Raw genomic sequence first — 13,015 nt, forward strand, 5'->3', positions numbered from 1 at the left:
AGGATCTCGCGCGAACGCGCGGAATTTACCGAAATCGCGCGTTCGCGCGAGATTCGCTCTCATTCGATCGCCGCTCGGCGGCGAAATGAGGATAGAGGACTACGGTCTCGTCACTCTGTTCCTTAGAATGACAATCGGATAAAGCTTATCTTAATGACATTGCTCAATCGATACGGATTTTTATAACGTACTGAGTCCGGGGAACACCCGCGCCAGCAGAAAGAACAAGATCGGTAGGAACATGGCGGGCAGCAGGTTGCCGACCTTGACCTTTTTATCAAACATCAGGTTGAATCCGATGGCGAAGATCAAGACCGAGCCGATGCACGACATTTGCCCGATCAGCTCGTCCGACAGCCAAGGGCGGATAAACCGCGCCAGCACCGTCATGCCGCCCTGATAGACGCCGAGCGTCAGCACGGACAGATACACGCCCTTGCCGAGCGAGGCCGCGAACACAATGGCGGCCACGCCGTCCAAAACGGCCTTGGCGGCCAAAATGGAGGGGTTGCCGTTCAGCCCATCCTCCAGCGCGCCGACGATCGCCATCGCGCCCACGCAAAACAAAAGGGAGGACGCGACAAAGCCTTCGACAAATTTGCCGTCCTGTCCGCCGCCCGCGAACCGGGCCTGACACCATACGCCAAAGTCGTTCAGCCGCCGCTCGATATCGAGCGCCTCGCCGATCAGCGCGCCCAGCATCATACAAAGAACCAGCAGCATGGTGTGCTGCGTGGCAAGCTTACCGTTCTGTATCGTCACCAAGCCGGAGACCGCGCCGCCGATGCCGATAAAAAAGGTGCACAGACCGAGCGACTGCGAGATCGTGCGCTCAAACCGTTTTGGCAGGCCGTTTTTGAGCAGCAGGCCGACCGTCGTGCCCGCCAGCACGGTGCCCACGTTGATGATTGTTCCAAGTCCGATCATAAGTAAAACCCCTCTAATGTGCGCTAACCTAAGTATTATAGCACATGAGAAGGGTTTTGCAAATCATTTTGTATGCTGAAAATATTCAACCGTGGCGACCACGCCGGTCAGCACGCCGCAAACCGGGAAGATGAGCCAGCCCGGGTCCCACAGATCGCCGAGAACGCCCATGCATAGGTAGATCATGGCGGCGATCGGGAACGTAACGCCCGCGAACAGCGCGGTCAGGCGGTATTTGACGCGGCCTCCGTGCGTCGTGTTGTCATTGATCGCGTTGATGAGCTGCACAGTGTCCTGTACATCGTCGCTGTCGCCCAGACCAAAGAACCTTTTGTAGTAGTTATCCCGCTGGCATGCCAGAATGATAAGCGCGACGCCCACCCCGATGCAGACGAACATGATGAACTGTCCAAGAAGAAAAATATTTGAAATGCCGTCAAAAAAGTTGCGCGCAATGGGGGAAAGGATAAACAGTGCGACCGCGACCGCGATCAGTAAATGCTTGCGGTCCAGATAGGCGCGGTACTCTTCGCGCAGCGCGGGGTCTATTTCAGGCTGCCGGGATGCGCCGGGTCCCGCCGGGGCGGGCGCTTCGTTTTCTATGCCGAGCTCCGCGCGCAGCTCCTCCGCCGAACCGATGGAGGCGACGACCAGCCCCACCGCTTCGTGTTCACCCTTGCCCTCGGCGCGCAGGGCGTTGTATTTCTCCTCTAAATTGGCCAGCATATCGATCTTTAGCTTTAAAATATCCGCTGTTTGCGGCAGCGGGGCGAACAAGGCCTCCACATAATTACGAATCGTTTCCATTCGTATCCTCCTTTATAAATGCGTCTACGACGCGCTTCAAAACCTGCCATTCGGCGCATTTTGCCGTGTAGGCCCTGCGTCCCTCGTCCGTGATGGTGTAATAGGTGCGCGGACGGCCTTGCGTTTCCGTGCCCTGATACGAAGCGACAAAGCCCTGTTTTTCCAGCCGCCCGAACGCGGAGTACAGCGTGGTTTCCTTGATCGGGTACTCGCCGCCCGACCGCCTGTCGATCTCGCGCGAAATGGCGTAGCCGTAGCTGTCGCCCTGCATCAGCAGGCAAAGGATGAGCGTATCGTTATAGCCGCGCATCACGTCGCTGCCCAGCATAGTTTCGCCTCCTCTACTTCATCTGATGGGGTAATTATAACAGGACTACTACGACAGGTCAAGTAGTTTTGCAAAAAAATCCCCGCCGGTACAGAAATACCGGCGGGGATTTGGGCGGGCCTATGCATTGTCCAGATCGATGATCAGCTTTTTGCAGTAGGAGCAGTAGAACGCGCGGGCTTCGGACCGCTGCGTGGGCACATGGGTGCCGACCGACAGCCCGCCCGCGGCCCAAAGGCCAAACAGAAGCTCCTTGTCCTTTGGGAGCCACTTGAGCGCCTTTCGATCGCCGAGCAGTTTACCATCCAGCAGTTCCTTGCCGCAGTAGGGGCAGTTTGCCATGGTCAGCACCTCCAATATTGATTTATGGGACATAGCGGGGCGTTCCCCGGAAATGCGAGCCGCCGGCGCGGGCGGCGGGATCGGGCAGGGCCAGTGCGAAAAGATCGTCCGCGAACGCGTCCCGCCGCAGGGCGGGCTGCAAAGCCTCCGGGAGCCGCTTTTCTGAAACGGGCTTTACGATGACCGGCAGCGCTTTTGGCGCGCGGCGGAGCAGCGCGCGGCCCCTAGGGCCGAGGGCGAGCACGCGCAGATAAGCGGGGGCGACGGGCGCGTTTGCCGGTATGGAAAGCGCGGCCCGCAGGTATGCGCGGCGCACGCGGGCGGCGGGAAAACGCCGCGTCTGCGCGAGAGCGACAGCTTCTTCATAGTCCCGCGCGCGGTAGACCGCCTTTTGCAGGCGTTGGTCGAAGCCGTCCGCCGAGCCGGTGAGCAGCAGACCGTGATAAAGCCGGTCCCGCAGCAGGGCGAGCAGCGCGCCTTCGGGCGCCGCCGCGGGGGCAAGTCCCTTTGCCGCGCTGTCCGCCAGCAGGCGGTAAGCGTCTGGCGGCATATAGGGCGCGCACGCGGCGAGCTTGTCCGCGTAGGCAAGGCCGCGCAGGTAGGAAGCGGAGGCGAAGCCCTCCGCCGGGGCCGCGGCCCCGTGGCCCGCGCCGCGGCGGGCAATGGCGAGCGGCCGCATCGGCGTGTCCGCGAGCGCGCGGCAGTATTCCACCGCGAGCGTATTGTTTGGCGCGGAGAGCAATACCGCGGCGGCGGGATCGATCCGCTCCAACGCCTTTTGCCGCGCCGCGGCATAGGAAAGGCCGCGCGGCAGCGTGGGGGCGGGTTGCGCGTCCACCGTATCGAGCAGGCGGGCGGTGTGGCAAAGCAGGTCCGTATCCGCGGTCTCGCTGCCGAACGATAGGGTGTCGCACCCGAGCGCGGCCAGCATGGCCACGGCGCCGCGCGCAAATCCTTCGGCGGAGCAAAGCGCGGCCGCGAGCGGCAGTTCGACGACCAGATCGGCCCCGCCCCGCGCGGCCATTTCGGCGCGGGTGTATTTATCCAGCAGGGCGAACGAACCGCGCTGCACGAAATTGCCGCTCATCACGGCGATGATCGCCGTTTCCGCGCCGCAAATACGCCTTGTTTCGGCCAAATGATGCGCGTGGCCAAGGTGAAAGGGATTATATTCGGCAATCACGCCGCAGATACGCATGGGCCGCTCCTCAAAAAACAAAATTTTGGGTTGTGCAATCGGTTCAAATCGTGTAAAATAGGTTATACGAACATTATATCTGCTTTTGCGGCTTTGTGCAAGCCGCTAAAATACGGGCATGAGGGAGTTTTGAAAATGAAAGTACTGGTCATCAACGCCGGCAGCTCTTCGCTGAAATATCAGCTTATGGAGACGACGACCAACGATGTCATGGCCAAGGGCCTTTGCGAGCGCATCGGCATCGACGGCGTGCTGGTTCATACGGGCAATAAATCGGATGAGAAATTCACCATCCACACGCCGATGGCCACGCATTCGGAAGCGATCAAGGCGGTTATCGACATCCTGCTCGATCCCGAAAAGGGCGTTATCTCTTCGATGGACGAGATCGACGCGGTGGGCCACCGTGTGGTACATGGCGGCGAATTCTTCTCGGACAGCGTGATCATCACCGATAAGGTGCTCAAGGCGATCGAGGACTGCGTACCGCTCGCACCCCTCCACAATCCGCCCAACCTGATCGGCATTCAGGCCTGCCGCGAGGTCATGGGCCCGGATGTGCCGATGGTCGCGGTATTCGACACCGCGTTCCACCAGACCATGCCGCAGGCGCACTACATGTACGCGATCCCGTACGAGTATTACAACAAGTACAAGATCCGCCGCTACGGCTTCCACGGCACCAGCCATAAGTATGTTTCCCAGCAGGCGGCCGAAATGCTCGGCCAGCCGATCGAAAACCTCAAGCTCATCACCTGCCACCTTGGCAACGGCTCCTCCATCTGCGCGATCAACGGCGGCAAGAGCTATGATACCTCGATGGGCTTTACCCCGCTGGACGGCCTGCCGATGGGCACCCGCGCGGGCAATATCGACCCCGCCATCATCGAATTTTTGGCCGAACACGAAGAGCTCTCCGCGGCGGAAGTCATCAATATCCTGAACAAGAAGTCCGGCATGCTGGGCATTTCGGGCGTATCGTCCGATTTCCGCGATCTGGACGCCGCGATCAACGACGGCAACGCCCGCGCGGCGCTGGCCAAGGATATGTTCAACCTGTCGGTCAAGAAGATCATCGGCTCCTACGTCGCTGAAATGGGCGGCGTGGACGCGATCATCTTTACCGCCGGCGTCGGCGAAAACGACCGTTCCGTCCGCTGGGACGTGTGCGAGCACATGGAGTACCTCGGCATCAAGATCGACCCGGAAAAGAACAAGTTCCGCGGCCGCCAGATGGATATCTCGATCGACTGGGCGCGCGTGCGCGTGCTGGTCATCCCCACCAACGAGGAACTGATGATCGCCAAGGATACCGAGCGCCTTGTAAACGAGGCCGAATAAGCAAAACCGAAAAATGGGGGCGGGGCGCTTGGCTCCGCCCTGCTTTTTGCGCGAAGGGAGAAACGTATGGAAGAAACGGCGCTGCGGCGCGAGCGGAAGATCTGCTCGGCGCTGGGGCTGATGCTGCTGGCCGTTCTGCTCTGCTCGGTCGTTTGGTCGTTTTTGATGAGCGGCCTATATTATATGACGAACGGCGCGATCCCTTACGTGCTGTATCTGGCGCTCACGTTGGTGGGGCATTATGCTTTGTCGCTGCCGCTGGCGTTCCGCATGGTGCGGAGGGTGCCGCGCGTCGAACCCGCGCGGCGGCCGGCCGAGCCGCTCGCGCTCGTCCGATGGATTGTGATCGGCCTGTCGCTCACATGGGTCGGGGCGCTCGTCGGCGTGGTGGTAAACCAGCTGATCTATCTGGCCACCGGGCGCGTCTCGTCGAATGATCTGGACCAGATCATCGATATGATGCCGGTCGGCTTAGTGGTGTTGTGCGTCAGCGTCATTGCGCCGGTGTGCGAGGAGATCGTTTTCCGCTACCTGCTGGCCGGGCGCTTGGCGCGGTATGGGCAGGCCTCGGCCGCGTTTATCTCGGCCCTGTTGTTCGCCGCGTTCCACGGCAATTTTTCGCAGTTTTTTCTGGCGTTTGCCGCCGGGCTGCTGCTTGCCTATGCATATTTCCGCACCGGCCGGCTGCTCGTGCCCGTCCTCATCCACATGGCGGTGAACTTTTCAAACAGCGGCGTGGCGCTGCTGCTGCCGCCGAGCGACACGGCGTATGCCCTTTACGGCTTTGTCTCGCTTGTGATCACGGTGGCGGGGATCGCGCTGCTGATTTGCGGGCGGCGGGATATCCGGTGGGACAGCGGCTGGCGCAAGCCGACGCTTCGCGCCGTGTTCCTGAATCCGGGCATGGTGCTGATTTTCGCGGCGTGCTTTGCCGAATTTGCCATGACCGCATTTCTTTATTAGGAGGAGACCTATTCATGCTACTCGACCTGCACATGCACACCGGCTATTCGGAGGATGCCGAGCCGCATACCGTGGAACAGAAGGTGCGCGCCTGTATCGATCGGGGCTTGGAGATCATCGCGATCACCGATCATCTTGATTTTTGGCACCATTTGCCGCCGCAGGCCACCGATATAGAGGGCTGCATCCGCGATATGCGCGCGGCCAAAGCGGTGTTCGCGGAGGATATCGAGCTGCTGGTCGGCGTGGAGATCGGCCAGCCCTATGCCGATCCGCGCGCGGACGCGTTTTTAAAGACGCACGCGTTCGATACCGTGATCGGCTCGGTGCACGGCATGCCGAATGATGTGGATATCTATTTCCACGATTTTGAGCGCCTCGACTGCGACCGGTTTTTAAAGGATTATTTTGCGGAGCTGATGAAGCTGACGGAATACGGCGGGTTCGATGTGCTGGCGCATATCGATTATCCGCTGCGCGTGATGCGGCATGGGGATTATGTGCCCTCGTTCGATCAATATATGGATCGCGTGGAGCAGGTGCTGCGCGCGTGCATCGCGCGCGGCTACGCGCTGGAGCTGAACGCGGCGGGGCTGGCGGGCTGGCAGAAGAAAGTAGGCCCGCCGGAAAATATACTATATGAATATAAACGCCTTGGCGGCGAGCGCATATCGGTCGGCAGCGACAGCCATTCGCTGGAAACCGTGGGCCGCGGCATTGAGGAATGTCTGGCGCTGGCAAAGCGCGCGGGCTTCCGGTCGGTTACCGTATTCCGGGATCGCAGGGCGGAACAGGTGGAGATATAAGTGATTTTGGGGAGAAAACAACAGGTGGAACGGCGAGAAACAACGATTTTAGCGCATGCGAAGATCAATTTAACACTTGACGTCACCGGACGGCGGGAGGACGGCTATCATCTGGTGAAAATGGTGATGCAGTCCGTCGCGCTGCATGACGAGGTGCGCGTCGCCACTGTTTCGGGCGAGCGAAAGGGACGCGGCATTGTTTTAACGTGCAGCCTGCCTTATCTGCCGGTGGATGAGCGCAATTTGGCCTACCGCGCGGCGGAGCGCTTTTATGTGGAGACCGGCCTGCTGCTCGAAACGGTGGAAATTCATATCGAAAAGCGCATTCCGGTCGCGGCCGGGCTCGCGGGCGGCTCTACCGACGCTGCGGCAGTGCTGCGCGCGCTGAACGATCTGACCGGCGCCGGTCTTTCGCTGGACGAGCTGTGCCGCATCGGCCTAACGCTGGGCGCGGATATACCCTATTGCCTGCGCGGCGGCACCATGCTGGCCGAGGGGATCGGCGAAACGCTTACGCCCCTTGCGCCCATGCCGCCCTGCTGGGTGGTGCTGTGCAAGCCGCCTTTCGCGGTATCGACCAAGGAAGTGTACGAGGAGATGGACGCGGTGGAGCCTGAAACGCGTCCCGACACGGACGGCATGATCAAGGCGCTGGAAGCGGGCGATCTAGCGGGCGTTTGTAGTAGGCTGTGCAACGTGATGGAGCTTGTCACCGGGCAAAAGCGGCGGCAGATTGGCGAAATCCGCGCGTTTCTCACGGAAAACGGGGCCGCCGGTACCGCGATGAGCGGCTCCGGCCCCACGGTTTTCGGCCTGTTTACCGATGAAGGACGCGCCCGCACGGCGGCCAAAATGCTGCGCCACCGCTTTGCGGACACGTTTTTTACAAAAACAGAATAAGTAAAAGCCCTTCGGGACATACTGAAGCATTCAGATTGTTCCGGAGGGCTTTTGACATGAAAAAAATGGACAGACACAGCCTGTGCGCCGTGATGATGGCGCTGACGATGCTTTTTACCGGCGCGTTTTCTCCCTTGCAGCCGAAAGGTGCGTGGTGGTGCACGGCTTTTTCCGTGCTGCCGGAACAGGCGGCGGAAACGCAGCGTGTAGATGACGGAGAAGTGGTCTTCAAATGGAAACTCGGCGAGTGGCTGGGACAACTGCTGAAGGCTTGAGTCAGCGGTCTTTCCTGTTGAAACAGGCGCTTTGCTGTGCTATAATGGCAAAGAAGCAAGAAATGCCATTACGACGGAGGATAACATATGAAAGTGATTAACGAAAAAGGCAAGCTGTTCGGCGTAATCAATATCGTCGACCTGCTCGTGCTGCTGGCGGCGATCGCGGTCGTGCTCGGCGTGGGGTACAAGCTCTTTGGCCCGCAGATTGAAGCGGCAACGCAAAAGCAAGTAGAAATGACCGCTGTGATCCGTGTGCGCGGCGCCACGCCTTTTTTGGTGGCCGAGGTAGAGCGGAACAGTCAGGTCGGCAAGCAGCTTGTCAGCGGCAACGACTATGTGAACGCCACCATCGAGGATATGTACATTGACGACTATGTGCAGCAGGTGACCACGGCGGACGGCCGCATCGTCGACGCGCTGGACGGCACCAAGCGCGATCTGGTCTTTACCATTAAGACCACGGTGGCGCAGGGCACGGCCTCGCCCAAGATCGGCACGCAGGAAGTCCGCGCGGGCCGTACCTTTATCCTGAAAACGAACGATTTTGAGACCACCGGCAATATCGATTCGGTCGATATCGCCAAGGAATAAGCGTATGAAGGGTATCCTGCAAAACAGTATCGTCGGGCGGGCGTTGGTCCGCCTGCGCGCTTGGTACCATATGGGTGCGATCGCGGGCTTTTTCGGCAAGGTACGGGATGCTTATGTGGATTCCCGCTTTCGCCGCCTGTGGGAGCATTTTTGCGCCGCCGCGCTGCCAAGCGCGGCGGGAAGCTGCTATGTGCGCTTTTTGGCCGCGCTGCGCCGCCTTATCGAGCGGGTGGGCGATTGGACGCGGCAAAGCGTGGTGTACCGCGCCTGTATCGCGGTCTGGAAGCCGGTCTCAAACTTTCTTGGCGGCGGGGTAATCGGCCGCCTGTGCCGCTTTTTCGGCATCCGCGGCATGCTGCTGACAGCGCTCGCGCTGTATCTGCCGCTGGATTATTTCATCCGCGCGGCGGCGAGCAAGGGCTATCTGCCCGCGTTTACCGCTTCCATCTGGGATGAATGCCTGATGCTCGCGGCGGTCGCTTACATCCTGTGGCACACCGCCATGCGGCGCGCGCCGGTGCAAGGCAGGGCCACGCCGCTGGACGGTTATCTGTTTTTGTTTATTGGCGTTGCGTTTTTCCTAATGTGCGCGGTCTCGCCCATTCCGAAGATCGCGCTGGACGGCTGGCGCGCGGTGGTGCAGTACCTGTTTTGGTTCCTGCTCGTCATCCGCCTGCTGGAGGACGACCGGGATTTCGGCATTTTCTACGGCGCGCTGCTCACCATGGCGATCGTTGTGGCGCTGCACGGCGTTTATCAGTTCATCGTCGCCACGCCCATACCGGCCGCCTGGGTATCCCAGACCGAGCAGGGCGTGCGCACGCGCGTGTTTTCCATCACGGGCAGCCCCAATATCATGGGCAGCCTGTTGGTGCTTTTCGCGCCCATGGCGGCGGGCCTTGCGTATTACTGCAAGAAAATGTGGGTCAAGGTGCTGGCGCTGGGCGCGGCGGGTATCATGTGCATGTCCATCCTGTTCACCTTTTCCAAGGGCGCATGGGGCGGTTTGGCGGTCGCGGTCGTCGTATTCGCGATTTTTTTGGATCGCCGCCTGATCGCCTTGATGGGCGCGGCGGGCGCGGGCGCGTTGATCGCGATTCCCTCGATCGCGAACCGTATCACCTACCTGTTTACCGCGGACTATGTGGAGGCCAGCCAGCGCGCAGGCCGCATGATCCGCTGGGAGACCGGCATTAACCTGCTGCATGAAGCAAACCGCTGGCTGGGCTTTGGTCTGGGCCGTTTTGGCGGCGCGGTGGCCATGCAGAACAAGGTCATAGAAGAGACCGAAACCTTTGAATACTTCTATATGGATAACTACTATCTGAAAACGATGGTGGAAATGGGGTATTTGGGGCTTATTTTCTTTATCATCCTGTTGATCGGTCTGATCATATGGTGCCTGCGTTCGATCGGCCGGACGAAGTTTACCGCGACCGACCGCACGCGCGTGCTCGCGGTATCCATGTTCGCGGGGATGATGGGCGTATTGACGCACTGCTATTTTGAAAATATCTTTGAAGTACCGTACATGATGGCCTACTTCTGGAGCATGGCCGCCGCGGTGCTGTATCTCGGCTATTTTAGAAAAAGGCGCAGTTCCTAGCGACGGCAATCGCACCAAGAACCTGTTTTTTAACGATGAAGCATTTGACGATACAGGACCGCCGCCCTTGCAAGTTCGTCCCCTCTGGCGGTAAAAAACGACTGAAAAGCTTGGCAGAAATAGTTCTGGCCGATCTCGCCGTTTGCTAGTACAAACCGTTCGCGCCTGCATCCATTGCGGCAGAGCGCAAAATAAGGGCAATCCCGACAGGCCGGAGGTACACGGAGAGAGCGTTCGATAAATTTGGCCGCCACAGGCGATTGCAGCATTTCCGCGAAGGATTGCTGACCAATGACGCCGAGTCGCCACTCGTCCAGCACATAGAAGTCGCAAGGATATACTCCGCCGTCGCCTTCTATGACAAATTGCACGGCGCACCGGCCTGTCATACTGCAAGCTTCCGGGCAATGGCCAAGTAGTATGGAGATCCAGTTGTCAAAATATCGAATGCTGATATAGCTTCCGCTTTTTAGTTCCGCATACCACAAATCAAATAGGCGGATCAGGAACTTTCCATACTGCTCGGTGGAAAGAAAGTAGTCGCTTTCTCCTCGGGTTGCTCCTAAGGGTTCCAAACAGGGTATGAACTGCAGCCAGCGAAATCCGTTTTTACGATAAAAGGAATAGATCTGCTGGATAAAACGAGCGTTTCTTCCGGTGACGACACAGAGCACATTATACGCAACGTTATGCTTATTGAAAAGCCGCACGGTTCGCATGACCTGATGAAAGGTTGCCTTTTCATGGGTGTCAATGCGGTTATCATTATGTAACGCAGCGGGACCGTCCAGCGATAGGCCAATCAAAAAATTGTTTTCGTGAAAGAAGACGGCCCATTCTTCTGTCAATGCGTAGCCATTCGTCTGCACATTGTTTTGAATGCGGAGGTTCTTGTGATTGTGCTTTTGCTGTAACGCGATTACATCGCGATAAAAGGAAAGTCCTGCAAGCGTCGGTTCGCCCCCCTGAAAGGAAAAGCTGCAAAAATGATCGGCGTATGCCAAGGCGGAAACAATAATGGTTTCCATGGTATCCAAAGAAAGCGGCCCTGCGAAGGCCTTGTCTCGTTTGGCGGCAACATCCCGGTAAAAGCAATAGCGGCAAGCCATATTGCAAGCCGAAGACGCGGGCTTGATCAATACATGGATCGGTGGCATTTTTAACTCCTTAAACTCTATACGGAACGGAAGTAGACCTGAACGATGTCGTTCAGGTCTACTCAGACTATCAAAAAACTATTTTTGACAGTCTGTCGATCGAAACAAAGCCCCATTTCGATCGAGAATTCCGGCTTCTGCGCGTGCCTTACAGGCACACTTAAAGCCGGTTTGTATAAAAACCGAGATACATGCTCCCGGTTTTTATGGATTTTGCCGCAAACGGCAAAATCCTATTTTATGCGCGCTGCGGCGCGAAAGGTTCTTTGACAAGCTGAGTAGACCTGAACGATGTCGTTCAGGTCTACTTTTTTTTTACATGATAAATCCGAAGACTGCGTATAAAAGGAACGCTGCGCCAAATAGAATCAGGTTATACTGTAGCGACGTCTTGTTCATTTGATACATATCTACGCCAACCAAAGCCGAGGTGACGAAGGTTTCGTCAGAAATAGGAGAGGTTTGCGTCCCGAAGAACGCAGCGCCCCAAGCGGCCGCGATCACGAGCGGCATGCTTGCGCCGTTTGCCAAGGCCCACGGAATCGCGATTGGCATCATGCAGGAAACCGTCCCGAGCGACGTGCCCGTGGCATATCCGATGACGCCGCCGATCAAAAACACCAGCGCGGGCAGAATGGCGGGGGTAATAAGGCTGGCAAAGGTATTGGCAAGATACAGCCCCGTACCGATCGATTGCACCACCGCGCCGAACGTCACCGCCATGACTAAGATGATCTCAATTTCCATAGAGGAACTCATACCCTTGAGAAACGCCTTCCATGCTTCGTCCATGGTCATATTTTTAGAAAACACATTCATGCAGATGGTGATGATGCTGGTCACAACGGTACTGAAAAGAATGCCGCCCAGCGCGTCGCCCGCTATAATATTACCGCCGCCGCTATACGCCATATAAGCGAAGGTAAGCGCCAGCAACGCAATGGTAGGAACGAACACAAAGGAAGCGCCGGCTTTTCGTGCGACCACATGCAAATCTTCGTCTTCGCCTTGATATCCGTCTGCATGGAGCAAACCGGTCTCTTTTGCCCGTAGCTCCGCTTTTTTCATGGCGAAAAAGTCCTTGTCAAAAGCGATCATCAGCAAAATCGCCACAACGGCAATGATGCAGTAAAAATTGAGCGGAATGACCGCAAAAAGCATGGCGTTGCTGTCAGCAATCCCGTTAGCAGCCAGCAGCCCCAGCAGCACGCCGCCCCATTGCCCAATGGGAATTAGCCCATTGACGGGAGAGGCTGTGGCACGGATGATATAGGCTTGTTTTACTCTGGATACCCTAAAGTTATCATTCAGCTTTCTGGTGGTCAATGTGGTCAGCACAATGCTCATCATACAGTTCATGTAAAGGATCACGCCGATCACCCAAGTCAAAAACATAGAACCTTTACGAGATTTTACAATTTGCCGTTTCAGCGTAATGTATTCGATAAAGCCGTTGGAACCGCCGGACTGCTCGATTAGTTCAGAAATGCCAAATGACAGAGCCATTACCATTAGTATAATGGCGGCATAGCGTCCCGCGAACGAAGAGATGACCCCTGTCATCGTATTGGTGACGGTTGCGATCGGATGAAACCCCGACATGATAAAAAAGCCTGCGACAGAACCCGCCAATAGTGCAAACACCGCATTTTTTAAGATCAATGCCAACGCGATAGCCAAAACTGGAGGTACTAGCGATAATATGCCGTAGTCTAAGACTTCCACAGAAATCTCCTCCCATCAATTTTCAAATTGCCGTTTGAATTGCCGG

The 13,015-nt window shown here is 57.5% G+C and carries 14 protein-coding genes; 7 read left to right on the plus strand and 7 right to left on the minus strand.

Going from position 1 to position 13,015, the window contains the following annotated elements; all coding sequences use genetic code 11:
* Positions 1-180 precede the first annotated feature (180 nt).
* The 5 genes from NE562_RS15240 to NE562_RS15260 form a co-directional block, all read right to left on the minus strand.
* Positions 181-927: a DUF554 domain-containing protein gene (locus NE562_RS15240; protein WP_280963275.1), complete on the minus strand. Its 747-nt coding sequence runs from the start codon at positions 925-927 to the stop codon at positions 181-183.
* 63 nt (positions 928-990) lie between these two features.
* Positions 991-1,734 carry a permease prefix domain 1-containing protein gene (locus tag NE562_RS15245; protein ID WP_280963276.1) on the minus strand — a complete coding sequence of 248 codons (744 nt, stop codon included), beginning with the start codon at positions 1,732-1,734 and terminating at the stop codon, positions 991-993.
* Positions 1,718-2,062: a PadR family transcriptional regulator gene (locus tag NE562_RS15250; protein WP_280963277.1), complete on the minus strand. Its 345-nt coding sequence runs from the start codon at positions 2,060-2,062 to the stop codon at positions 1,718-1,720. Before NE562_RS15250 ends, NE562_RS15245 begins: the two co-directional genes overlap by 17 nt.
* A 120-nt stretch (positions 2,063-2,182) precedes the next feature.
* Entirely contained in the window at positions 2,183-2,437 is a 255-nt protein-coding gene (locus tag NE562_RS15255) for a PF20097 family protein (RefSeq protein WP_280963278.1), read from the minus strand.
* Positions 2,427-3,602 carry a nucleotidyltransferase family protein gene (locus NE562_RS15260; RefSeq protein ID WP_280963279.1) on the minus strand — a complete coding sequence of 392 codons (1,176 nt, stop codon included), beginning with the start codon at positions 3,600-3,602 and terminating at the stop codon, positions 2,427-2,429. Before NE562_RS15260 ends, NE562_RS15255 begins: the two co-directional genes overlap by 11 nt.
* A gap of 135 nt (positions 3,603-3,737) precedes the next feature.
* On the opposite strand from NE562_RS15260, the gene NE562_RS15265 reads away from it, so the two are divergent.
* The 7 genes from NE562_RS15265 to NE562_RS15295 all read left to right on the plus strand — a co-directional run bounded on the left by NE562_RS15265 (position 3,738) and on the right by NE562_RS15295 (position 10,087).
* Complete coding sequence (locus NE562_RS15265) at positions 3,738-4,943, plus strand: acetate/propionate family kinase (protein ID WP_280963280.1); 1,206 nt, start codon at positions 3,738-3,740, stop codon at positions 4,941-4,943.
* Positions 4,944-5,009: 66 nt separating this feature from the next.
* Positions 5,010-5,906: a CPBP family intramembrane glutamic endopeptidase gene (locus NE562_RS15270; protein ID WP_280963281.1), complete on the plus strand. Its 897-nt coding sequence runs from the start codon at positions 5,010-5,012 to the stop codon at positions 5,904-5,906.
* Between the two features lie 14 nt (positions 5,907-5,920).
* Entirely contained in the window at positions 5,921-6,712 is a 792-nt protein-coding gene (locus NE562_RS15275; protein WP_280963282.1) for a histidinol-phosphatase HisJ family protein, read from the plus strand.
* Positions 6,713-6,736: 24 nt separating this feature from the next.
* The gene (ispE, locus tag NE562_RS15280) at positions 6,737-7,612 is read left to right on the plus strand and encodes a 4-(cytidine 5'-diphospho)-2-C-methyl-D-erythritol kinase (RefSeq protein ID WP_280963283.1); all 876 of its coding nucleotides are present in this window, start codon (positions 6,737-6,739) and stop codon (positions 7,610-7,612) included.
* 56 nt (positions 7,613-7,668) lie between these two features.
* Entirely contained in the window at positions 7,669-7,887 is a 219-nt protein-coding gene (locus NE562_RS15285) for a hypothetical protein (protein ID WP_280963284.1), read from the plus strand.
* Positions 7,888-7,974: 87 nt separating this feature from the next.
* Entirely contained in the window at positions 7,975-8,481 is a 507-nt protein-coding gene (locus tag NE562_RS15290; RefSeq protein ID WP_280963285.1) for a DUF4330 domain-containing protein, read from the plus strand.
* Positions 8,482-8,485: 4 nt separating this feature from the next.
* Positions 8,486-10,087: an O-antigen ligase family protein gene (locus NE562_RS15295; protein WP_280963286.1), complete on the plus strand. Its 1,602-nt coding sequence runs from the start codon at positions 8,486-8,488 to the stop codon at positions 10,085-10,087.
* A 29-nt stretch (positions 10,088-10,116) separates the two neighbouring features.
* Here the strand turns inward: NE562_RS15295 and NE562_RS15300 are convergent, their stop codons facing one another.
* Positions 10,117-11,244 carry an anaerobic sulfatase maturase gene (locus tag NE562_RS15300; RefSeq protein WP_280963287.1) on the minus strand — a complete coding sequence of 376 codons (1,128 nt, stop codon included), beginning with the start codon at positions 11,242-11,244 and terminating at the stop codon, positions 10,117-10,119.
* A gap of 315 nt (positions 11,245-11,559) precedes the next feature.
* Positions 11,560-12,969, minus strand: coding sequence for a Na+/H+ antiporter NhaC family protein (locus NE562_RS15305; protein WP_280963288.1), 1,410 nt, complete (start codon positions 12,967-12,969; stop codon positions 11,560-11,562).
* Between the last annotated feature and the right edge of the window lie 46 nt (positions 12,970-13,015).

It is taken from the genome of Butyricicoccus faecihominis (assembly GCF_024462775.1).
Lineage (GTDB): Bacteria > Bacillota > Clostridia > Oscillospirales > Butyricicoccaceae > Agathobaculum > Agathobaculum faecihominis_A.

Coding starts and splice junctions, on each gene's coding strand:
- NE562_RS15260 (WP_280963279.1), bottom strand. CDS start 3,602: ATGCGTATCTGCGGCGTGATTGCCGAATATAATCCCTTTCACCTTGGC.
- NE562_RS15265 (WP_280963280.1), top strand. CDS start 3,738: ATGAAAGTACTGGTCATCAACGCCGGCAGCTCTTCGCTGAAATATCAG.
- NE562_RS15245 (WP_280963276.1), bottom strand. CDS start 1,734: ATGGAAACGATTCGTAATTATGTGGAGGCCTTGTTCGCCCCGCTGCCG.
- NE562_RS15270 (WP_280963281.1), top strand. CDS start 5,010: ATGGAAGAAACGGCGCTGCGGCGCGAGCGGAAGATCTGCTCGGCGCTG.
- NE562_RS15255 (WP_280963278.1), bottom strand. CDS start 2,437: ATGTCCCATAAATCAATATTGGAGGTGCTGACCATGGCAAACTGCCCC.
- NE562_RS15295 (WP_280963286.1), top strand. CDS start 8,486: ATGAAGGGTATCCTGCAAAACAGTATCGTCGGGCGGGCGTTGGTCCGC.
- NE562_RS15275 (WP_280963282.1), top strand. CDS start 5,921: ATGCTACTCGACCTGCACATGCACACCGGCTATTCGGAGGATGCCGAG.
- NE562_RS15290 (WP_280963285.1), top strand. CDS start 7,975: ATGAAAGTGATTAACGAAAAAGGCAAGCTGTTCGGCGTAATCAATATC.
- NE562_RS15240 (WP_280963275.1), bottom strand. CDS start 927: ATGATCGGACTTGGAACAATCATCAACGTGGGCACCGTGCTGGCGGGC.
- NE562_RS15285 (WP_280963284.1), top strand. CDS start 7,669: ATGAAAAAAATGGACAGACACAGCCTGTGCGCCGTGATGATGGCGCTG.
- NE562_RS15300 (WP_280963287.1), bottom strand. CDS start 11,244: ATGCCACCGATCCATGTATTGATCAAGCCCGCGTCTTCGGCTTGCAAT.
- NE562_RS15250 (WP_280963277.1), bottom strand. CDS start 2,062: ATGCTGGGCAGCGACGTGATGCGCGGCTATAACGATACGCTCATCCTT.